This is a genomic window from Streptomyces phaeolivaceus (genome assembly GCF_009184865.1).
In the GTDB taxonomy this organism is placed as follows: Bacteria; Actinomycetota; Actinomycetes; order Streptomycetales; family Streptomycetaceae; genus Streptomyces; species Streptomyces phaeolivaceus.
In genome coordinates, this window is sequence record NZ_CP045096.1 from 7359459 (window position 1) to 7379811 (window position 20353).

Annotated in this window: 15 protein-coding genes and 2 pseudogenes; 8 read left to right on the forward strand and 9 right to left on the reverse strand. The window is 71.0% G+C overall.

What is annotated here, in order from left to right; genetic code table 11:
* Positions 1-21: 21 nt before the first annotated feature.
* From pyk to pta, 3 genes are all read right to left on the reverse strand, one after another.
* Positions 22-1452, reverse strand: coding sequence for a pyruvate kinase (gene pyk / locus F9278_RS34120; RefSeq protein ID WP_152171735.1), 1431 nt, complete (start codon positions 1450-1452; stop codon positions 22-24).
* Between the two features lie 113 nt (positions 1453-1565).
* Positions 1566-2771, reverse strand: a complete 1206-nt coding sequence (locus F9278_RS34125) for an acetate kinase (RefSeq protein WP_152171736.1) — start codon at positions 2769-2771, stop codon at positions 1566-1568.
* A 47-nt stretch (positions 2772-2818) separates the two neighbouring features.
* Positions 2819-4903, reverse strand: coding sequence for a phosphate acetyltransferase (gene pta, locus F9278_RS34130; RefSeq protein ID WP_152171737.1), 2085 nt, complete (start codon positions 4901-4903; stop codon positions 2819-2821).
* Positions 4904-5145: 242 nt separating this feature from the next.
* Between pta and F9278_RS34135 the strand changes: the two genes are divergently transcribed.
* Complete coding sequence (locus tag F9278_RS34135) at positions 5146-6171, forward strand: ATP-dependent 6-phosphofructokinase (protein ID WP_152171738.1); 1026 nt, start codon at positions 5146-5148, stop codon at positions 6169-6171.
* Positions 6172-6213: 42 nt separating this feature from the next.
* Here F9278_RS34135 and F9278_RS34140 read toward each other — a convergent pair whose 3' ends face one another.
* On the reverse strand, positions 6214-7035 hold the full coding sequence (locus tag F9278_RS34140) for a helix-turn-helix domain-containing protein (RefSeq protein WP_152171739.1): 822 nt from the start codon (positions 7033-7035) through the stop codon (positions 6214-6216).
* Between the two features lie 83 nt (positions 7036-7118).
* On the opposite strand from F9278_RS34140, the gene F9278_RS34145 reads away from it, so the two are divergent.
* Positions 7119-7574: a PPOX class F420-dependent oxidoreductase gene (locus F9278_RS34145; protein WP_152171740.1), complete on the forward strand. Its 456-nt coding sequence runs from the start codon at positions 7119-7121 to the stop codon at positions 7572-7574.
* 62 nt (positions 7575-7636) lie between these two features.
* Here the strand turns inward: F9278_RS34145 and F9278_RS34150 are convergent, their stop codons facing one another.
* Positions 7637-8494 carry a 5'-methylthioadenosine/S-adenosylhomocysteine nucleosidase gene (locus F9278_RS34150; protein WP_152171741.1) on the reverse strand — a complete coding sequence of 286 codons (858 nt, stop codon included), beginning with the start codon at positions 8492-8494 and terminating at the stop codon, positions 7637-7639.
* 99 nt (positions 8495-8593) lie between these two features.
* Here F9278_RS34150 and F9278_RS34155 point away from each other — a divergent pair, with 99 nt between their 5' ends.
* Positions 8594-11032: an ATP-binding protein gene (locus tag F9278_RS34155; RefSeq protein WP_152171742.1), complete on the forward strand. Its 2439-nt coding sequence runs from the start codon at positions 8594-8596 to the stop codon at positions 11030-11032.
* On the opposite strand, the pseudogene F9278_RS34160 reads toward F9278_RS34155, so the two are convergent.
* Together F9278_RS34160 and F9278_RS47585 are read right to left on the reverse strand one after the other, a co-directional pair.
* Positions 10941-11249 (reverse strand): annotated as a pseudogene (locus F9278_RS34160) (carbohydrate ABC transporter permease); the annotation flags it as partial. The gene F9278_RS34155 and the pseudogene F9278_RS34160 overlap by 92 nt on opposite strands.
* Positions 11250-11337: 88 nt before the next feature.
* Positions 11338-11686, reverse strand: a pseudogene (locus F9278_RS47585) (ABC transporter substrate-binding protein); the annotation flags it as partial.
* A 155-nt stretch (positions 11687-11841) separates the two neighbouring features.
* Between F9278_RS47585 and F9278_RS34170 the strand changes: the two are divergent.
* Positions 11842-12435: a hypothetical protein gene (locus tag F9278_RS34170; RefSeq protein WP_152171743.1), complete on the forward strand. Its 594-nt coding sequence runs from the start codon at positions 11842-11844 to the stop codon at positions 12433-12435.
* A 37-nt stretch (positions 12436-12472) separates the two neighbouring features.
* On the opposite strand, the gene F9278_RS34175 is transcribed toward F9278_RS34170, so the two are convergent.
* Together F9278_RS34175 and F9278_RS34180 are read right to left on the reverse strand one after the other, a co-directional pair.
* The gene (locus tag F9278_RS34175) at positions 12473-13162 is read right to left on the reverse strand and encodes a response regulator (protein ID WP_152171744.1); all 690 of its coding nucleotides are present in this window, start codon (positions 13160-13162) and stop codon (positions 12473-12475) included.
* Entirely contained in the window at positions 13159-14946 is a 1788-nt protein-coding gene (locus F9278_RS34180; protein ID WP_152171745.1) for an ATP-binding protein, read from the reverse strand. Before F9278_RS34180 ends, F9278_RS34175 begins: the two co-directional genes overlap by 4 nt.
* Positions 14947-15482: 536 nt before the next feature.
* Here F9278_RS34180 and F9278_RS34185 point away from each other — a divergent pair.
* The 4 genes from F9278_RS34185 to F9278_RS34200 all read left to right on the forward strand — a co-directional run bounded on the left by F9278_RS34185 (position 15483) and on the right by F9278_RS34200 (position 20298).
* Positions 15483-16865: a cation:dicarboxylate symporter family transporter gene (locus F9278_RS34185; RefSeq protein WP_152171746.1), complete on the forward strand. Its 1383-nt coding sequence runs from the start codon at positions 15483-15485 to the stop codon at positions 16863-16865.
* 223 nt (positions 16866-17088) lie between these two features.
* Complete coding sequence (locus F9278_RS34190) at positions 17089-17523, forward strand: MerR family transcriptional regulator (RefSeq protein WP_152171747.1); 435 nt, start codon at positions 17089-17091, stop codon at positions 17521-17523.
* A complete protein-coding gene (locus F9278_RS34195) occupies positions 17520-17852 on the forward strand; it encodes a thioredoxin family protein (RefSeq protein WP_152171748.1) in 333 nt (110 codons plus the stop codon). Before F9278_RS34190 ends, F9278_RS34195 begins: the two co-directional genes overlap by 4 nt.
* 199 nt (positions 17853-18051) lie before the next feature.
* On the forward strand, positions 18052-20298 hold the full coding sequence (locus F9278_RS34200) for a HelD family protein (protein WP_193241755.1): 2247 nt from the start codon (positions 18052-18054) through the stop codon (positions 20296-20298).
* The last annotated feature ends 55 nt before the right edge of the window (positions 20299-20353 follow it).

The window sequence follows — 20353 nt, forward strand, 5'->3', positions numbered from 1 at the left end:
TCCGGACGTGCGCGCCTCGCGTCAGTCGCGCGAGCCGCCGCCCAGGTGGTGCACCCGGACCATGTTGGTGGTGCCCGGGACACCGGGGGGCGAGCCGGCGGTGATGACCGCGATGTCGCCCTCCTGGAAGCGGTTGAGCCTGACCATCTCGTGGTCCACCATGTCGACCATCTCGTCGGTGCTGTTCACGAACGGCACGACGTGCGACTCGACGCCCCAGCTGAGCGTCAGCTGGTTGCGGGTGGACTCGTCCGTGGTGAACGCGACGATCGGCTGCGAGGCGCGATAGCGGGACAGCCGGCGGGCGGTGTCACCGGACTGTGTGAAGGCCACCAGCGCCCGACCGCCGAGGAAGTCGGCGATCTCGCAGGCGGCACGGGCGATCGAACCGCCCTGCGTCCGCGGCTTCTTGCCCGGGACCAGCGGCTGCAGCCCCTTGGAGAGCAGCTCCTGCTCGGCCGCCGAGACGATCTTCGACATCGTCCGGACCGTCTCCAGCGGGTACGCGCCCACGCTGGACTCCGCCGACAGCATGACCGCGTCCGCGCCGTCCAGGATCGCGTTGGCGACATCGGACGCCTCGGCGCGCGTGGGGCGGGAGTTGGTGATCATCGACTCCATCATCTGGGTCGCCACGATCACCGGCTTGGCGTTGCGGCGGCACAGCTCGATGAGGCGCTTCTGCACCATGGGGACCTTTTCGAGGGGGTACTCGACGGCCAGGTCGCCACGGGCGACCATCACACCGTCGAACGCCATCACGACGTCCTCCATGTTCTCCACGGCCTGCGGCTTCTCCACCTTGGCGATGACGGGGACCCGGCGGCCCACCTCGTCCATCACCTTGTGGACGTCCCGCACGTCGTTCGCGTCCCGCACGAAGGACAGCGCCACCAGGTCGCAGCCCATGCGCAGCGCGAACCGCAGGTCCTCGACGTCCTTCTCGGACAGCGCCGGCACGTTGACGGCCGCGCCGGGCAGGTTGATGCCCTTGTGGTCCGAGATGACACCGCCCTCGATGACCTCGGTCCGCACCCGGGGGCCGTCGACCTCGATGACCTTCAGCTCGACGTTGCCGTCGTTGATGAGGACCTGGTCGCCGGGGGAGACGTCACCGGGCAGGCCCTTGTACGTCGTACCGCAGATCTGCCTGTCGCCCGGCACGTCCTCGGCGGTGATGGTGAACTCGTCACCGCGCACCAGCTCCACGGGGCCCTCGGCGAAGGTCTCCAGACGGATCTTCGGGCCCTGGAGGTCGGCGAGGACACCGATGGCGACACCGGTCTCGGCGGAGGCGGCCCGGACCCGGTCGTAGCGGCCCTGGTGCTCGGCGTGGCTGCCGTGGCTGAAATTGAAACGGGCCACGTTCATGCCGGCCTCGATGAGGGCGACCAGTTGCTCGTGGGAGTCGACCGCGGGGCCGAGAGTACAGACGATTTTCGAACGGCGCATGGGACGATCCTATCGGTTTGTTTCGCTACGGAATATTCCGTCTGGTGGAATGTGCAAATGGGCGGCTATGCGCTCAGCCGTGTTACCGGCGTGTATTGCCGGCTGTTCTTTGCTCATTTGTCGACCAGCGCGTACGTCTGTGTCGCGATCTCCAGTTCCTCGTCGGTCGGCACCACCGCGACGGCGACCCGCGCACCGGCCGGCGAGATCAGCCGCGGCCCGTCGCTCCGTACGGCGTTCAGCTCGCCGTCGACCGCGAGACCGAGCCCCTCCAGGCCCGCCGCGGCGGCCTCCCGCACCGGTGCCGCGTTCTCGCCGACACCCGCGGTGAACGCGACCGCGTCCACGCGGCCGAGCACCGCGTAGTAGGCGCCGATGTACTTCCTCAACCGGTGAATGTAGATGTCGAAGGCCAGCTTCGCCCGTTCGTCGCCCTCGTCGATACGCCGGCGTATTTCCCGCATGTCGTTGTCGCCGCACAGCCCGATCAGACCGCTCTTCTTGTTGAGGAGAGTGTCGATCTCGTCCGTGGACATTCCGCCAACGCGCATCAAATGAAAGATGACGGCCGGGTCCATGTCTCCGGACCGGGTGCCCATCACGAGCCCCTCCAAAGGCGTCAGCCCCATGGAGGTGTCCACGCACCGGCCGCCCTCGACCGCCGAGGCGGACGCCCCGTTGCCGAGGTGCAGCACGATGACGTTCACCTCCGACGGGTCCTTGCCCAGCAGTTCGGCGGTCGCCCGGGAGACGTAGGCGTGCGAGGTGCCGTGGAAGCCGTAGCGCCGGATGCGGTGCGCGTCGGCGGTCTCCACGTCGATGGCGTAGCGGGCGGCGGACTCCGGCATGGTCGTGTGGAACGCCGTGTCGAACACCGCCACCTGCGGCAGGTCCGGGCGCAGCGCCCGCGCGGTCCGGATGCCGGTCAGGTTGGCCGGGTTGTGCAGGGGGGCCACCGGGATCAGGCGTTCGATCTCGGCGAGCACGGCGCTGTCGATCACGGTCGGCTCGGTGAAGCTCTGGCCGCCGTGCACGACACGGTGCCCGATGGCCGCCAACTCCGGGGAATCCAGGCCGAGTCCGTCCTCGGCCAGCTCCTCGGCGACGGCCTTCAGGGCGGCCTCGTGGTCGGCGATCGGCCCGGTGCGCTCGCGGGAGGCGCTGCCGCCGACGCGCGGGGTGTGCTTCAGCCGGGAGGTCTCCTCCCCGATGCGCTCCACCAGACCCATGGCCAGGCGGCTGCTGTCGCGCATGTCGAGCAGCTGGTACTTCACCGAGGAGGAACCGGAGTTGAGGACGAGGACACGGGTCGCGGTCACGGTGCTGGTTCGCCTTCTTGTCGGTGGGGTCACTTGGCTCGGTGGGGTCACCTGGCGGCCGTCTGGGCCTGGATCGCCGTGATGGCGACCGTGGTGACGATGTCCTGGACGAGGGCGCCCCGGGACAGGTCGTTGACCGGCTTGCGCAGGCCCTGGAGGACCGGCCCGACCGCGAGGGCGCCGGCCGACCGCTGCACGGCCTTGTAGGTGTTGTTGCCGGTGTTGAGGTCCGGGAAGATCAACACCGTTGCCTGGCCCGCGACCTCGGAGTCCGGCAGCTTGGTCGCCGCGACACTCGGCTCCACGGCGGCGTCGTACTGGATCGGCCCCTCGATCAGCAGATCGGGCCGCCGCGCCCGCACGATCTCGGTGGCCTCCCGCACCTTGTCGACATCGGCGCCCGAGCCGGACGTCCCCGTGGAGTACGACAGCATCGCGATCCGCGGCTCGACCCCGAACCGCCGCGCGGTGGCGGCGGACTGGACGGCGATGTCGGCGAGCTGCTCGGCGTTCGGGTCCGGGTTGACCGCGCAGTCCCCGTACACCAGCACCTTGTCGGCGAGGCACATGAAGAAGACGGACGAGACGATGTCGGCGTCCGGCTTGGTCTTGATGATCTCGAAGGCGGGCCGGATGGTGGCGGCGGTGGAGTGCACCGACCCCGAGACCATGCCGTCCGCCAGTCCCTCCTGGACCATCATCGTGCCGAAGTAGTTCACATCGGAGACGACGTCGTGCGCCAGCTCGATGCTGACGTTCTTGTGGGCGCGGAACTGGGCGTACTTCTCCGCGAAGGAGTCCCGCCACTCGGAGGTCGCCGGGTCCACCAGCATGCTGTCGCCGAGGTCGATGCCCAGGTCGGCGGCCTTCTTGCGGATCTGCTCGACGGGTCCGAGGAGGGTGAGGTCGCAGACGTTCCGGCGCAGGATGACCTCGGCCGCGTGCAGGACGCGCTCCTCCGTGCCCTCGGGGAGGACGACGCGGCGCCGCTCGGAGCGGGCCTGTTCGAGGAGGGTGTGCTCGAACATCATCGGTGTGATCCGGTCGCTGCTCGGCGCCGAGACCCGGCCGCGCAGCTCGGCGGTGTCGACGTACCGTTCGAAGAGCCCGAGCGCGGTCTCCGCCTTGCGGGGTGTCACCGCGCTCAACTTCCCCTCCATGGAGAAGAGTTCGGAGGCGGTGAGGAAGGAGCCGGTCTCGACGGCGACGACCGGGGTGCCGGGCGCGAGACGGGCGGCGAGGGTGAGGACCTCCTCGCTGGGCCGCTCGTTGAGGGTGAGCAGCACACCGGCGATCGGCGGGGTCCCCGCGCTGTGCGCGGCCAGCGCCCCCACGACGAGGTCGGCGCGGTCGCCGGGGGTGACGACCAGACAGCCCGGGGTCAGCGCGTTGAGGAAGTTGGGCAGCATGGCCCCGCCGAAGACGAAGTTCAGCGCGTCGCGCGCGAGGCCCGAGTCGTCGCCGAGCAGGACCTTGCCGCCGAGGGCGTGGGTGATCTGGGCGACGGTCGGCGCGGAGAGCGCGGGCTCGTCGGGGACGACGTAGCAGGGCACGGGCAGCGGCAGCCGGGAGTCCCCGAGCCGCTCGGCTATCTCGGTCCGGTCGGCGGGCGCGACCCGGTTGACGACCATGGCGAGCACATCGCAGCCGAGGCCCTCGTACGCGCGGAACGCGTTGTGCGTCTCGGCGGCGACCGACTCGGCGGTCTGCTTGCGCCCGCCGACCACGGAGATGACGGAGGCGCCGAACTCGTTGGCGAGCCGGGCGTTCAGGGACAGCTCGTCCGGGAACTGGGTGTCCGCGAAGTCGGTGCCCAGGACGAGGACGACGTCGTAGTCGCGGGCGACGCCGTGGAACCGCTCGACCAGCGTCGAGACGAGCTCGTCCGTGCCGTGCTCGGCCTGGAGGGTGGACGCCTCGTGGTAGTCCATGCCGTACACGGTCGCCGGGTCCTGGGTGAGGCGATAGCGGGCGCGCAGCAGATCGAAGAGCCGGTCGGGTCCGTGGTGCAGCAGGGGCCGGAACACCCCCACCCGGTCGACCTGGCGGGTCAGGAGCTCCATGACCCCCAGCTCGACGACCTGGCGGCCGTCGCCGCGGTCGATCCCGGTCACGTACACGCTGCGCGTCACGTGTGCTCTCCGTTTCGTGAGGTTCGGCAGGGGAGGGGTGGAAAACACCGTCACGGCGGACGGAAACCCTCTTGACAATACCCTTGGCCATGGGTAAGGCGCCCATGGGCCCAGAGTGGTGCCGGTCGACATGGAGGGGCGCGGTGTCCCCCGGTCGGCCGTGAAACAATCGGACTGGCTCATCAGTACCAGCACCGAGCAGGACGCTCAGGATGATCAGGACGAGCAGGAGAAACAGCACGATGCGTATCGGAGTGCTCACCGCAGGCGGCGACTGTCCGGGTCTGAACGCAGTGATCCGGTCGGTCGTGCACCGAGCGGTCGCCCAGTACGGCGACGAGGTCATCGGCTTCGAGGACGGCTACGCCGGACTGCTCGACGGCCGCTACCGCAGCCTCGACCTGGAGTCGGTCAGCGGCATCCTGGCCCGCGGCGGCACCATCCTCGGCTCCTCCCGCCTCCAGCGCGACCGCCTCCGCGAGGCCTGCGAGAACGCGCAGGACATGGCGCACGAGTTCGGCATCGACGTACTGATCCCGATCGGCGGCGAGGGCACGCTGACGGCGGCGCGGATGCTGTCGGACGCGGGTCTGCCGGTGGTCGGCGTCCCGAAGACCATCGACAACGACATCTCCTCGACGGACCGCACGTTCGGCTTCGACACGGCCGTCGGGGTCGCCACGGAGGCGATGGACCGGCTGAAGACGACCGCCGAGTCCCATCAGCGGGTGATGGTCGTCGAGGTCATGGGCCGCCACGCGGGCTGGATCGCCCTGGAGTCGGGCATGGCGGCCGGCGCCCACGGCATCTGCCTGCCCGAGCGCGCGTTCGACCCGGCCAGTCTGGTGAAGATGGTCGAGGAGCGGTTCGCCCGCGGCAAGAAGTTCGCGGTGATCTGCGTCGCGGAGGGTGCCCACCCCGCCGAGGGCTCCATGGACTACGGCCACGGCGAGATCGACCAGTTCGGCCACGAGCGCTTCCAGGGCATCGGGGCGGCGCTCGCGTACGAGCTGGAGCGGCGCCTCGGCAAGGAGGCCAAGCCGGTCATTCTCGGTCACATCCAGCGCGGCGGCACCCCGACCGCGTACGACAGGGTGCTCGCCACGCGCTTCGGCTGGCACGCGGTCGAGGCCGCGCACCGGGCCGACTACGGACGGATGACCGCGCTGCGCGGCACGGATGTGGTGATGGTGCCGCTGGCGGAGGCGGTGACCGAGCTGAAGACGGTGCCGAAGGATCGGATGGACGAGGCGGAGTCGGTGTTCTAGGGCGCGCTTTCCGGTCGGGGCGGGGTTGGGTCGCGGCCGGGGTCAGTGGGCGGTCGTTCGCTGGACCAGTGACCAGAAATGATCGACGACCCCGTCCAGATAGTCGCGGCCGGCATCGCCCGAGTCGGTCGCGGCGGTGCCGTTGGCCCAGCTGAGGGTGGCGGTCGTCAGACCCTGGTAGTCGGTGTGCATCTCGCGGAGGACGTCCTCCAGGAGGCGCCGGTCGAGGGACAGCAACCTGGCGGTGGGGCGGACCTGCCCCTGCCAGCGGGTGGTCACCGCGCTGTGCAGCAGTTCCCTGAGCCTCGGCTCGCGTCCCGTGACGACGACGAGTTCGGGGAGCGTCAGGTCGAGCACGACGGCGAGCGCGGCGGACTGGCGCTCCGTGCCGCGCCACTCCCCGGTCTCCTCCGTCCGCAGATACGCGGAGAGTTCGAGCCCCACCGTCCGGGCGACGTCCTCGGCGGCGATCCCCCGGGCCGTCCGGTGCTCGCGCAACGTCCTCGGGGAGCTGATCAGTTCACCCTTCGAGCACCACAACACGCCCGCGAGCGCGGTGAGTTCGGGGCCGGTGGGGGCGACGGTGCCGCGTTCCCAGGCGGCGACCAGGTCCGGGGTGACGTACGGGAGTCCGAAGGAGGAGCGCATTCCGTAGGCGACGTGCTCGGGTCCCATCCCGAGGGCGATACGGAGTTTTCGGGCGGCGGGGGCGTTGAAGGGTGGGGTGGAGTCGGTGGCTTGTGGTTCCGGAAAAGGCTGCGGGTACGGCTGCGGGTGTTGAGGCGGCCGTTCGTGGGCTGAGCGTCGGTGCACGCGCACAACGTAGGGGTGCGGGGGTGCGGTGACTACGGGCTGTTCGGCCACAAACACGGATTGTAGGAACCTACGGTTGGTGGGAGCGGTGCGCTGCGAGTGAGCGGAGTGACTCCCCGGGTAGGGATGGCCGCATGACGAAGCTGGACGAGCACATACGCGAGCGCCTACTGGCCCCGAATTTCTGGCACTTGGCGACGGTGGGCGTGGACGGGGCGCCCCAGGTGTCACCCATGTGGGTGGACATCGAGGCCGAGGGCGAGCGGGACTCCGAGGTCGAGTACGTGATGGTGAACACGTCGGTGGGGCGCGTGAAGGAGGAGAACCTGCGGCGCAACCCGGCGGTCTCCCTGTCCCACATCGATCCCGACAACCCCTACGACCGGGCGGAGATCCGGGGCCGGGTGGCGCGTTTCGTGGAGGGCGCGGAGGCGGAGCGCGCGATGGACCGGCTCACCCGGAAGTACATCGGGGAGGACCGCTATCCGTGGCTCCTCCCCGGGGAACGGCGCCTGATGATCCTCATCGAGCCGGTACGGGTACGGCGGGTGGTGGGGGTGGAGCCGTTCCGGCCCGGGAAGTTGGGGTAGCTGGGGGCGTCGGGATCAGGGAGAGCGGGTGGTCGACCGGGACCGGGCCGTGGACCGTACCCCTACGGCCGGTGTCCGGTCTGTTTGCCGATGACGGGGCCGTAGAAGGTGCCGCCCCGGAGGTCGATGTGGTCGCCGCCTCCGCCGGCTCGTTGGGGACCCTCCTCGGTGTCGGCGGAGCCGTGGCGGCCCCCGCGCGGCCGGTGCTTCCGTAGCGTCGCCACCGCCACCGACGCCGCCTGGGCTGCCGCCCGCTGCTGTGAACCCTTCGCGTCGGCCTCGTGCTTGGCGGCGTCGGCGTGGTCGCTGATGCCCCGGATGACGAGGGCGTCCAACTGGCCGTTGAGGTGGGCCGCGTGGGCGGCGCCGGAGCCCTCCATCTCGATGGCGCAGGCGTCGTTGTAGTGCAGGCGGATGTGTTCGGCGAGGGCGGACCTGTCGTCGGCGAGGACGACGTCACCGCACGCGATCGGCTTGCGGTGGCCCCGTACGACGTCGGTCATGCCCCGCAGCGCGGAACGGGCCGCCTGCACCAGCCGGTTCGAGCCGTGCCAGACCTCGGGGCGGGCCCGGAAGCCGTCGGGGGTCTGCTTGCCGCCGTGGATGCCGTACACCTTCGTGCCCACGACGACGTCGCCGATCCCGATATCGTCCTTGAGCCCGCCCGCGATGCCCACGAAGAGCAGTGCCTCCGGGCGGAGCCAGCCGATGAGCTGCGTGGAGAGTGCGGCCGTGTTCATGGCACCCTCGCCCAGCTCGGCGATCGCCACGGTCCACGAGGTGCCCTCGATCCGGCCGCGTTCCACGCGGGTCCCGTCGTCGTGAACGAGTTCCTCGATGTCCGTCAGGTGGGTGCGAACGGCGTCGTACTCCACCGCGAGCGCGGTCAGGACGAGGGCGGTGGGGTGAGTCTGCGGCACAGTTTCAAGGTACTGCCAAGTGGTTCGCTCGGTGCGGGTGCTGACCCCCTACCGTTGACGCACTGCTGACGCGTCGACACCGGGGGACGGAACGAGCACATGAAAGCGGCGTTGCTGACCGCCCTGGCCGAGGGCGCGTGCGGGGATGACGGGCGCCGGGCGGTGGGGGCGCTGGCGCGGGCGGTCGGGCTGGAGGCCGGGGCTTCGGTGACGGAGGTTGCCGAGGCGGTACGGGACATCGCACGGGACCCGGTGCGGCGGGATGCCGTACGGGAGTGGGGTGAGCGGCTGGCCGGCCTGCTTGCCGACGATTCCACGGTCGCGGGTGCCGTCGCGGCGGCCATGGAGCGGCATACGCCGGGGAGCGGGGCGGCCTGGTACGGCGGGGATCACTCCGACTTCCGGGGCGGGCTCTTCCTGCGGGAGGCGATCGGCGTCCAGGTGGTGATCCAGATCGGGGGAGTCGTTGCCGCGCCGGAGGCGATGGGCTCGCTGCCGCCGAGGCCGGTCGGGTTCACCGGGCGGGACGGTGAGACGGCCGCGTTGCTGCGCGCGTTGGACGCGTCGGCGGCGGTCCTCGTCAGCGCGGTGTCGGGGCTCGGCGGCATAGGGAAGACCGCGCTCGCCGTGGAGACCGCGCATCTGGCGTGCGCGGAGGGGCGGTTTCCGGGCGGGGTGCTCTTCGTCGACCTGCATGGATACGACGAGGTGCCGGTCACCGCTGATCAGGCGCTCCGGTCGTCGCTGCGGGCGCTCGGGGTTCCGGCGGAGCGGATCCCGGCCGAGGCGGACGACCGGGCGGGCCTTTACCGGTCCCTGCTCGCGGAGCGGGGGACGGCGCGAGGGGCGGTGCTGGTGCTCGCCGACAACGCCTCGTCGCCGGACCAGGTACGGCCGCTCCTGCCGGGCGACCACCGGCATCGGGTGCTGGTCACCTCCCGCGACCGGCTCACCCAACTCGGCGCCCGGCTCGTACCGTTGGACCAGCTCACCCCGGAGCACGCCAGGGAACTCCTCGATCTCGCCCTCCGGACCGCCGAACCCGGGGACGGCCGTGTCACGGACGACATCGGCGCGGCCGGGCGACTGGTCGGCCTGTGCGGACACCTGCCGCTCGCACTCCAGATCGCGGCGGCGCTGCTGGTGGAGAACCCGGGCATGCCGGTCGCGGCACTCGCCGACGACCTCGCGGCATCGCGTGACCGGCTCGCCCACCTCGACGACGGAGAGCGCAGCGTCCGCGCGGCCTTCGAGCTGTCGTACCGCCGGCTGCCGCCCCGGCAGGCCCGGCTGTCCCGTCTGCTGGCGCTCGCACCGGGGCCCGAGGTGAGCGACGAGGTCGCCGCCGTGCTGGTGGGGGCCGAGGATCCTCCGGCGGGGGAACTGCGGGCGCTGGCTCGTGCGCATCTTGTCGAGCGGGGCGCAGGGCACGGCTGGTGGCGGTTGCACGACCTGGTGCGGGCGTTCGGGATGGCCGTGGGATCGCGGGAGGAGGGGGAGGCGGCGCGGGAGCGGGTGCTGGACTTCTACTGCCGGTGGGCGTACGCCGCTGTTGCCCGGTTGTCGTGGCTGCCGGGGAAGGCGGAGCCCGAGCGGTTCACCACCCGGGGCGAGGCGCTGGGGTGGTTGGACGGGGAGCGGGCGGGGCTGGTGGCGGCGGCCCAGTGGGTACGGGAGGAGCGGTTCGCCGGGACCGCTGTGCGGTTGGCCGTGTGCCTGGGGGAGTATCTGGGCCTGCGGCGGTACTTCGACGACTGGATCACCGTCGCCGATGCCGCGCGGGAGGCCGCGCATCGCTCCGGGGACCGCGTCGGCGAGGCCATGGCGGGCAACAGCCTCGGCCTGGCCCTGCGGGACGCCGGCCGGGCGGAAGAGGCGATCCTCGCTCATGCCCGCGCTGTGGATGTGCACCGGGCCACGGGGAACCTGCACCGCGAGGCCGAGACACGGAACAACCTCGGCCTCGCCCTGCGGGACGCGGATCGAGTCGGGGAGGCGATCGCCGCCCACCGCCACGCCCGTGACCTGCACCGGGCCATCGGGAACCGGCGGGGTATGGCCAGGGCGTGGAACAACCTGGGCAGCGCGCTGAAAGAGGCGGGCCGGGCGGAGGGGGCGATCGTCGCCTACACCCACGCCCGTGAGCTGCATCGGGCCATCGGGAACCGTCATGGCGAGGGCAGGGCGTGGGCCAACCTCGGCATCGTCCTGTACGAGGCGGGCCAGGTGGGGGAGGCGAGCGACGCGTACGGCAGGGCCCTGGAGATCTTCCGGGAGTTCGAGGACTGGTACGAGGCGGGCCAGACCCTGCACAGCCTTGCCGGTGCCCACGAGGACGCCGGCCGCCCCGCCGAGGCCCGCGCCCACTGGCTCAAGGCCGCCGACGCCTACACCCGAGCCAACGCCCCCACCGAAGCCGCCCGTGCGACCGCCGCGGCCGAATCCCTCATCCCTTCACCGCCCCACCCAAAGCGAACCCCCCACCCAACCGCCGAGCCACCCCCACATACAGCAGAATCACCGGCGTCGAGCAAATGACCGAGAACGCCGCCAACTGCCCATAGACAACCGTCCCCCGGTTCCCGAAGAACTCGTTGATGCTCACCGCCGCCGGCATCTGTTCCGGGGTCAGGAGCAGCATGAACGGGACGAAGAAATTCCCCCACATCATCACGAACGAGAAGACGGTGACCACGGCCACGCCCGGCCCTATCAGCGGCAGCACCACCCGTACCAGCGACTGTAGACCTTCGGATACGCCGGGTACGCCGGGCGGTAGCGCGTGCTCGACACCAGGTCGGTGAAGAACCTGATGCCGGGCTGGGCCTCGGCGTACGCGGGGTCGGAGCCGTCTTCGGGGAGCGCAGCATCTGCTGGACCTTGGTGTAGTACTCCGAGTCCGGGGCCTTGATCGGGACGAGTTTCACCGTCTTGCCCGGATTCGCCTTCTCGAACTGCTTCTTGACGTCGGCGAGGAAGGTGTCCATCACCCGGACCTGGTTGTCCGTGGACTGTTTGTAGGAGACCTCCACCGTGTCCGGGTCACCGCCGGAGCCGCTCCCGCACGCGGCGAGCGCGCCCGGCGCGGTGATCGCCAGAGCGGCGGTGAGGAGGAGACGGAGGGGGTATCGGTGCGAGTGGAGGGGGGGATCGGTGGGGGCGGGGGTGGGGTGCGGTGGGGCGCACGGGCACGACCTCCTGCTGGCTACGTCATTGTGGCCGGGTGGGTGCCCGGTGACGGTACGAGGAGTGGTCTAGTCAGGTAAATGCGTCTGCACCGGTTCCCCCTAAGGTGCTGGGTAGGTTGCTTGAGCAGCGGCTCTGTCGGCACGAGGTAGGGGGCAAGGGTGTCGGACCGGGATCACGTCACCGTCGGGCAGTTGCTGCTCGTCGAGTACCAGACCGTCAAGGACGAGCAGAAGACGCGGATCGGGTTCCGGGACAATCTGCTCTACGTCACTCTCACCGTGCTCGCGGCCGTCATCGCCGCCTCGGCGCAGGCGAAGCAGCCGGCGATGCTGCTCGCGCTGCCGCCCGTGTGTGTCGTGCTCGGATGGACCTACCTCGTCAACGACGAGAAGATATCGGCGATCGGGGCGTATGTACGGGGGGATCTCGGGCCGCGCCTCGCGCAACTGGCCGGGGCGGAGAAGGTTTTCGACTGGGAAGTCGCGCATCGGGGCGACGCGCGCCGGCGGTCCCGCAAGGTCATACAGTGCGGCATCGATCTGCTGGCCTTCTGCGTCGTGCCGTTCGCCGGGCTGCTCGTGTACTGGATGAGCGGCGAGACCGGCACGGAGCTCGTCGTCCTGTCCGGCGTCGAGGCGGTCACGATCGTCGGGCTGGGTGTGCAGATCGTCCTGTACGCGCGACCCGCCCGGTCCGCCAGGTCCGCCCGATCCGTCAGGCCCTCCGGGCGGTCCGCCGCGTCCTCCGGCTGACGGCTGACGGCTGACGGCTGACGGCGGCTGCCGGTGGCTAGCCCTTCACCCACCGGTACTGCAGCTCCGGCCGCCCCACCTGCCCGTACTGCGGGCTCCGGGCCGCCCGACCCGCGTCCACCAGGTGTTCCAGATAGCGGCGGGCCGTGATGCGGGAGATGCCGACCGCCTCGGCGACACCGGCGGCCGTCAGGCCCTCGTCGGCGTCCCGGAGGGTCACCGTCACGCGTTCCAGCGTGGGGGCGCTCAGGCCCTTCGGGAGGGCGGCGGGGCCCGGGGCGCGCAGGGTGGCCAGGGCACGGTCCACCTCGTCCTGGCCGCTCGCCTCGCCCGCCGCCGCGTGGAACTCGGCGTAGCGCACGAGACGGTCACGGAGGGTTGCGAAAGTGAAGGGTTTGAGGACGTACTGGACGACGCCCAGCGAGACGCCCTCCCGGACCACCGTCAGGTCCCGCGCCGACGTCACCGCTATCACGTCCGCGTGGTGACCGGCCGCCCGCAGGGAGCGGGCCAGCTGCAGACCGTGCACATCCGGCAGGTGGAGGTCCAGCAGCAGCAGGTCCACGGGCAACCGGTCCAGCGCGCGCCGCGCCTCCGCGCCCGTGTGGGCCTTGCCGACCGCCGTGAAGCCGGGAACCCGGCCGACGTACATCATGTGCGCGTCGGCGGCCACGGGATCGTCCTCGACGACCAGGACTCTGATGGGGTCGGACCCGGCCTTCGTCATACGTCGTCGCCTCCAGCCACAGTGGCCCGAGGGGCCCGGACATCGTCGTCGTTGTCCCGCACCGCGGCATCATGCCCCACGGAGCCCCGCGCCGCCCCGTCGCCGCCGCCCGAGCCCAGCGGCAGCCGTACCTCGAACTCGGCCCCGCCCCCGGCCGCCTCCGACACCGTCAGCGTGCCGTTGTGGCGGCGCGCGGTCTGCCGTACGAGGGCCAGGCCCAGGCCCCGCCCGCCCGGCCCCGCCGGCTTCGTCGAGAAGCCGCGCTCGAAGACCGCCTCCGCGTGGGCCGGATCCACACCGGCCCCCGTGTCCGCCACCCGCAGCACCAGCACGGAGCCCTCCGCCGCCCCGCCGCCGTCCGGGTCGCCCCGCTCGGCCACCTCGGCAGCCTGGCCCACCTCGTCCACCTCGTCCGCCTCGGCCGTATAGGCCGTCACCGTCACCCGCGCCCCCACCGAGCCCTGGGCCGCGTCCACCGCGTTGTCGATCAGGTTGCCCAGGACCGTGACCAGGTCGCGGGCGGGGAGGGACTCGGGGAGCAGGCCGTCGTCGATACGGCTGTCCTCCGAGACCACCAGTTCCACGCCCCGCTCGTTCGCCTGGGCGGCCTTGCCCAGCAGCAGGGCGGCGAGCACCGGCTCGCTGACCGCCGCCACGACCTTGTCCGTCAGGGCCTGTGCCAGTTCCAGTTCGGCCGTCGCGAAGTCGATCGCCTCGTCCGAGCGGCCCAGCTCGATGAGCGAGACGACCGTGTGCAGGCGGTTGGCGGCCTCGTGCGCCTGGGAGCGCAGCGCCTGGGTGAAGCCGCGTTCGGAGTCCAGCTCGCCCGTGAGGGACTGCAGCTCGGTGACGTCCCGCAGGGTGACCACCGCGCCCCGGCGCTGGCCGCCGGAGACCGGGGAGGTGTTCACCACCAGCACCCGTTCGGCGGTCAGGAGCACCTCGTCCACCCGGGGCTCGGAGGAGAGCAGGGCGCCCGTCAGCGGGGCGGGCAGGCCCAGCTCGGCCACCGAGCGGCCGACCGCGTCGTCCGTCACCCCCAGCAGCTCCCGCGCCCCGTCGTTGATGAGCGCCACCCGGTACTGCCCGTCCAGCATCAGCAGACCCTCGCGCACGGCGTGCAGGGCGGCCTGGTGGTAGTCGTGCATATTGCTCAGCTCGGCCGCGTTCATGTTGTGCGTGTGGCGGCGCAGCCGGGCGTTCACGATGTACGTGCCCATGCCACCGAGCGCCAGGGCGCCGGCGGCCACCCCGACCAGGGCGGTCAGCTGCTCCTGGACGCGGTCGCTGATCGCCTGGACCCGGATACCGGCGCTGACCAGGCCGATGACCTCCCCGTTCTCCATGACCGGGGTGACCGCGCGGACCGACGGGCCGAGGCTGCCGGTGTAGGTCTCGGTGAAGGACTCGCCGTTCTGGGCCTTCTCTATGTGGCCGAGGAAGTGCTCGCCGATCAGATCCGGGTTGGGATGCGTCCAGCGGATGCCGCCCGGGGTCATGATCGTGACGAAGTCGACCCCGGCGTGCCGCTGCACCTCCGTGGCGTACGGCTGGAGCCGCCTTGTCGGCTCGGTCGTGTGGATCGCCGCCCGGACCGAGGGGGAGTCGGCCACCGTGACCGCCACGGCCAGCGCCTGGCGGGTTCCCGCCTCCTCCGCCTGGCTGCGGTCGCTGACGTACGTGAACAGCGCGTACCCGGCCACGACGGCCGCGATCAGCACCGCCTGCACGGCGAAGAGCTGACCGGCCAGGCTGCGGGGACGGAGAAGGGACGGGACGCGCATGGCAACAGTCTGCATCGCCGTGTCGGCGTGAACTAAATGAACGGAAGGGTGACCGCCCTCACAGGGCGAGACATAGTCACACCATCGACCGTCCAGCCCATGGACACCGACAGGGAGTACGACTCCCGCACCGGGACCCCACGACCCGAGCCGCCGGGAGCCCGTCTCCCACCCCCGGGAGGCACCTCTCCCACTCCAGGGAGGCACCTCTCCCACCACTGGGAGCCTGTCTCCCCGCACCGGGAGCATCCCCGCTCCCACCCCGTCGGAGGCCCCCAAGCCTCCGGCCCGGAAGCCCGTCGGCTTCCACCGCCGGGAGCCCCGGCTCCCACACCCCCCGGGAGCCCCGCTCCCACCGCCGGAAGTCCCCCAACTTCCCGGCTCCGGGAGCCCGCCGGCTCCCGACCACCGGGAGCCGGTCTCCCACCCGGGAACCCGCCGGTTCCCACCTTGGGAGACCGTCTCCCGATTTCCCCCGGACGTGAGCCGCACGCCGGAACAGCGAGCCGACGACGTCGTCGACGAGGAGGGCAGCCGTGGCCAGCACCGCCCATACGGCACCTACCGCACCCGCCAAGCGGGACCGCACGCACTACCTGTACATCGCCGTGATCGTGGCTGTGGCCCTCGGCATCGCCGTGGGTCTCATCGCCCCCGACTTCGCCGTCGAGCTGAAGCCCATCGGCACCGGCTTCGTGAACCTGATCAAGATGATGATCTCGCCGATCATCTTCTGCACGATCGTGCTGGGCATCGGCTCCGTACGGAAGGCCGCGAAGGTCGGCGCCGTCGGCGGTATCGCCCTGGTCTACTTCCTGATCATGTCGCTGGTGGCCCTCGCCATCGGTCTGGTCGTCGGCAACATCGTCGAGCCCGGCACGGGTCTCGCGGTCACCGACGCGATCAAGGAGACCGGTCAGGCGCAGGTCTCGGCCGAGGCGAAGGACACCACCGAGTTCCTCCTCGGCATCATCCCGACCACGATCGTCTCGGCGTTCACCGGTGGCGAGGTCCTGCAGACCCTGCTCGTCGCCCTGCTCGCCGGCTTCGCGCTCCAGGCCATGGGTGACACCGGCCAGCCGATCCTGCGCGGTATCGAGCACATCCAGCGCCTTGTCTTCCGCATCCTCGCCATGGTGATGTGGGCCGCCCCGATCGGTGCGTTCGGTGCCATCGCGGCCGTGACCGGTTCCGCGGGCCTCGACGCCCTCAAGAGCCTCGCCGTGCTGATGATCGGCTTCTACGTCACCTGCTTCCTCTTCGTCTTCATCGTCCTCGGCGCGCTGCTGAAGGTCGTCGCGGGACTGAACATCTTCACGCTCTTCAAGTACCTGGGCCGTGAGTTCCTGCTGATCCTGTCGACCTCCTCCTCCGAGTCCGCGCTGCCGCGTCTCATCGCGAAGATGGAGCACCTGGGTGTCAGCAAGCCCGTCGTCGGTATCACCGTCCCGACCGGCTACTCCTTCAACCTCGACGGCACCATGATCTACATGACCATGGCGTCCCTGTTCATCGCCGACGCCATGGGTACGCCGATGGCGGTCGGTGAGCAGATCGCGCTGCTGCTCTTCCTGCTGGTCGCCTCCAAGGGCGCGGCGGGTGTCACCGGTGCGGGTCTCGCCACCCTCGCGGGCGGCCTCCAGTCCCACAAGCCGGCCCTGGTGGACGGTATCGGCCTCATCGTCGGCATCGACCGCTTCATGAGCGAGGCCCGCGCCCTGACGAACTTCGCGGGCAACGCGGTCGCCACGGTCCTCATCGGTACGTGGACCAAGGAGATCGACAAGGAGCGGGTGAACGAGGTTCTCGCCGGGCACGCGCCGTTCGACGAGGCGACGCTGCTGGACGACGGTCACGGGGCGGCCGCGCCGGCCGCCGCCGCGGAGCCTGAGGGTGAGAAGGAGTTGGCCAAGGCCTAGGCCGTCTTGTGGCTGCCGGCTGAGTGTGGCTGGTCGCGCCCACGCGGCGGAGCCGCATATGGACACAGCCCCGCGCCCCTTACGGGGCCCGGGGCCCCACAACCGAATATCCCCAGAACCCCGAGCGGCCAGGTCCTCCCCCTATAGACCTGGCCGCTCGGCCTTTGTCGTTCCGGGCGCGGGGTCTTGCCTTGACGTCGGCGTCAAGGAATACCGTCCTCGTATGCGCATCGGGGAGCTGGCGGAGCGGGCCGGGACGACGACACGGGCGTTGCGGTACTACGAGGCGCGGGGGCTGTTGCCCGCGCGGCGGAGTGGGAACGGGTATCGGACGTACGACGAGGCGGATCTCAAACTGCTGCGGCAGATCCGGACCTTGCAGGACTTCGGGTTCGACCTGGAGGAGACGCGGCCGTTCGTGGAGTGTCTGCGGGCGGGGCACCCGGAGGGTGACTCGTGCCCGGCGTCGCTGGCGGTGTACCGGCGGAAGCTGGACGAACTCGACGCGCTGATCGGTGAGTTGGCGGCGGTGCGGGCGTCGGTCGGTGAGCAGTTGACGCGGGCCGAGCACGCGCGGAAGCGGCTGGCGGCCGAGGCGGAGGTTCCGGGCGGTCCGGAGCCCGTGTGTGAACTGGGCGTGGGAGGCGGGGAGTTGTGATCAGGGTGGCTGGCGTGGCCGAGGTGACGGACGCGGACTTCGCGGCGGAGGTGATCGGGGCGGAGCTGCCGGTGCTGGTGGAGTTCACCGCCGACTGGTGTCCGCCGTGCCGGCAGATGGGGCCGGTGCTCAGCGCCCTCGCCGCGGAGGAGGGCGAGCGGCTGAAGGTGGTGCAGCTGGACGTGGACACGAATCCGGAGACCACCAACGCCTACAGGGTGCTGTCGATGCCGACGTTCATGGTGTTCCGGGACGGTGAGCCGGTGAAGGCCATGGTGGGCGCCCGGCCCAAGCGGCGACTGCTGGCGGAACTGGACGAAGTGCTCTGACATCGGCTTTATCGGCAGGAAAAGAAGACTCCCCCGAGCGTAATTGCGCTCGGGGGAGTCTTCTGCGTATATTTAATGGTTCGCGACTTCAAGGGGATTGAGTCGCAGGGAAGTTCAGTGAGCACAGTATATCCGGGCGGGAGTGGAATTGTCAAACACCGGCTTTACGCACGATGAGCAGAATGTCGAGCAGAATGAATTGCGGCGTGAGCAGGAATTCATCGACGGGGTGTACGCGCGCGTGGACGCCCTGCGCGGTGAGACCGAGGGGTCGGTCACGGACGCGCTCGCCCAGGGCGACACACCCATGCAGGCCCGGCTGGAGCGGGACATCCTCGTCGCCGAGCGCTCGGGACTGCTGGCCGCGCTGAACTCCGTCGACGGTTCGCTCTGCTTCGGCCGGCTCGACCTCGCCGACGGCGCCGTCCACCACATCGGCCGGATCGGACTGCGCGAGGACGACACCGAGCGCACCCCGATCCTGATCGACTGGCGCGCCGACGTCGCCCGGCCCTTCTATCTCGCCACCGGCCACACCCCGATGGGTCTGCGCCGCCGCAGGCATCTCACCACCGAGGGCCGCCGGGTCACCGCCCTGCACGACGAGATCCTCGACCTCGGCGACGAGACCCGCACCGGCTACGAGGACCCCACCGGCGACGCCGTGCTGCTGGCCGCCCTCGACTCCGCCCGCACCGGCCGCATGGGCGACATCGTGCAGACCATCCAGGCCGAGCAGGACCGGATCATCCGCGCCCCGCACCAGGGGGTGATGGTCGTGGAGGGCGGCCCCGGCACGGGCAAGACCGCCGTCGCCCTGCACCGGGCCGCCTATCTCCTCTACGAACAGCGCGAACTCCTCGCCAGGCGCGCCGTCCTCGTCGTCGGTCCCAACCCCGCCTTCCTCGGCTACATCGGCGAGGTGCTGCCCGCGCTCGGCGAGACGGGAGTGCTGCTGTCCACCGTCGGCGAGCTGTTCCCCGGTGTACGCGCCACCGCGGCCGACACCCCCGAGGCCGCCCGGGTGAAGGGCGCCGCCGCCATGGCCGAGGTGCTCGCCGCCGTCGTACGGGACCGGCAGACGCTGCCCGACCCGGTGATCGCCATCGAGCACGACCGGGAGATCCTGATGCTCGACGACGACCTCGTGCGGGTCGCCCGCGAGCGCACCCGCGAGGCGAAGCTCCCGCACAACACGGCCCGCGAGTACTTCGAGGGCCACATCCTCAACACGCTCACGGAGATGGTCGCGGAGCGCATCGGCACCGATCCGTACGACGGCTCCAACCTCCTCGACGCCAGTGACATCACCCAGATCCGCGACGAACTGGCCGAGAACCCCGAGGTCTGGTCCGCCATCGGGCGGCTGTGGCCCCGGATCACCCCGCGCCGGCTGATCGCCGACTTCCTCGCCGAGCCCGACGCGTATCTGCCGCCGGAGGACGCCGACGCCGTACGCCGTCCCCTCACGCGCGCGTGGACCGTCGCCGACGTCCCGCTGCTCGACGAGGCGGCGGAGCTGCTGGGCGAGGACGACCGGGTGGCGCGGGCCCGCGCCGAGCGGGAGCGGGAGACCCGGATCGCCTATGCGCAGGGCGTGCTGGAGGTGTCGTACGCGTCCCGGACGTACGAGTTCGAGGACAAGGAGGAGGACGACCCCGACGGTTCGGAGGTGCTGTCCGCGCACGACATCATCGACGCCGAACGGTTCGCCGAGCGGCACGAGGAGGACGACCACCGCAGCGCGGCCGAGCGGGCGGCGGCCGACCGGACCTGGGCGTTCGGGCACATCATCGTCGACGAGGCGCAGGAGTTGTCGCCGATGGCCTGGCGGCTGCTGATGCGCCGCTCGCCGACCCGCTCGATGACCCTGGTCGGCGACCCGGCCCAGACGGCGGAGGCCGCGGGCGTCGGCTCCTGGGCCGACATCCTCGCCCCGTACGTCGAGGACCGCTGGGAGCACACCCGGCTCGGCGTCAACTACCGCACCCCCGCCGAGATCATGGCCGTCGCGGCCGGGGTCGTCCGCGCCGAGCGGCCGGACTTCGAGCCGCCGAGTTCCGTACGGTCCACGGGGGTACGGCCCTGGGCGCGCCGCGCGGCGGCGAAGGAGCTGGCGGTGGAGGTGGCCGAGGCGGTCGCCGAACTGACCCCCGCCGAGGGGCGGCTCGCGGTGATCGCGCCGCGCGAGCTGCACCGGGCGCTGGCCGCCCGGCTGGACGGGGTGACGGCCGGCGCCGAACCCGACCTGACACGGTCGGTCGTCCTCCTCGACCCCAGGCAGGCCAAGGGACTGGAGTTCGACTCCGTCCTCGTCGTCGAGCCGGGCCGGTTCGGCACGAGCGATCTGTATGTCGCCCTGACACGGGCCACACAGGCGCTCGGCGTCGTGCACGCGGAGGAACTGCCGACGGCACTGCGGGAGTCGCTGGAGAAGGTGGCCTGAATCGATGGGCGGAGTGCCAGTCGGAGTGCCGTCTGCCGGGTACCCGGCAGACGGT

Excerpts from the sequence above, each read along its gene's own strand:
- pyk (WP_152171735.1), bottom strand. The coding sequence starts at position 1,452 with ATGCGCCGTTCGAAAATCGTCTGTACTCTCGGCCCCGCGGTCGACTCC.
- F9278_RS34135 (WP_152171738.1), top strand. The coding sequence starts at position 5,146 with ATGCGTATCGGAGTGCTCACCGCAGGCGGCGACTGTCCGGGTCTGAAC.
- F9278_RS34145 (WP_152171740.1), top strand. The coding sequence starts at position 7,119 with ATGACGAAGCTGGACGAGCACATACGCGAGCGCCTACTGGCCCCGAAT.
- F9278_RS34155 (WP_152171742.1), top strand. The coding sequence starts at position 8,594 with ATGAAAGCGGCGTTGCTGACCGCCCTGGCCGAGGGCGCGTGCGGGGAT.
- F9278_RS34175 (WP_152171744.1), bottom strand. The coding sequence starts at position 13,162 with ATGACGAAGGCCGGGTCCGACCCCATCAGAGTCCTGGTCGTCGAGGAC.
- F9278_RS34180 (WP_152171745.1), bottom strand. The coding sequence starts at position 14,946 with ATGCGCGTCCCGTCCCTTCTCCGTCCCCGCAGCCTGGCCGGTCAGCTC.
- F9278_RS34190 (WP_152171747.1), top strand. The coding sequence starts at position 17,089 with ATGCGCATCGGGGAGCTGGCGGAGCGGGCCGGGACGACGACACGGGCG.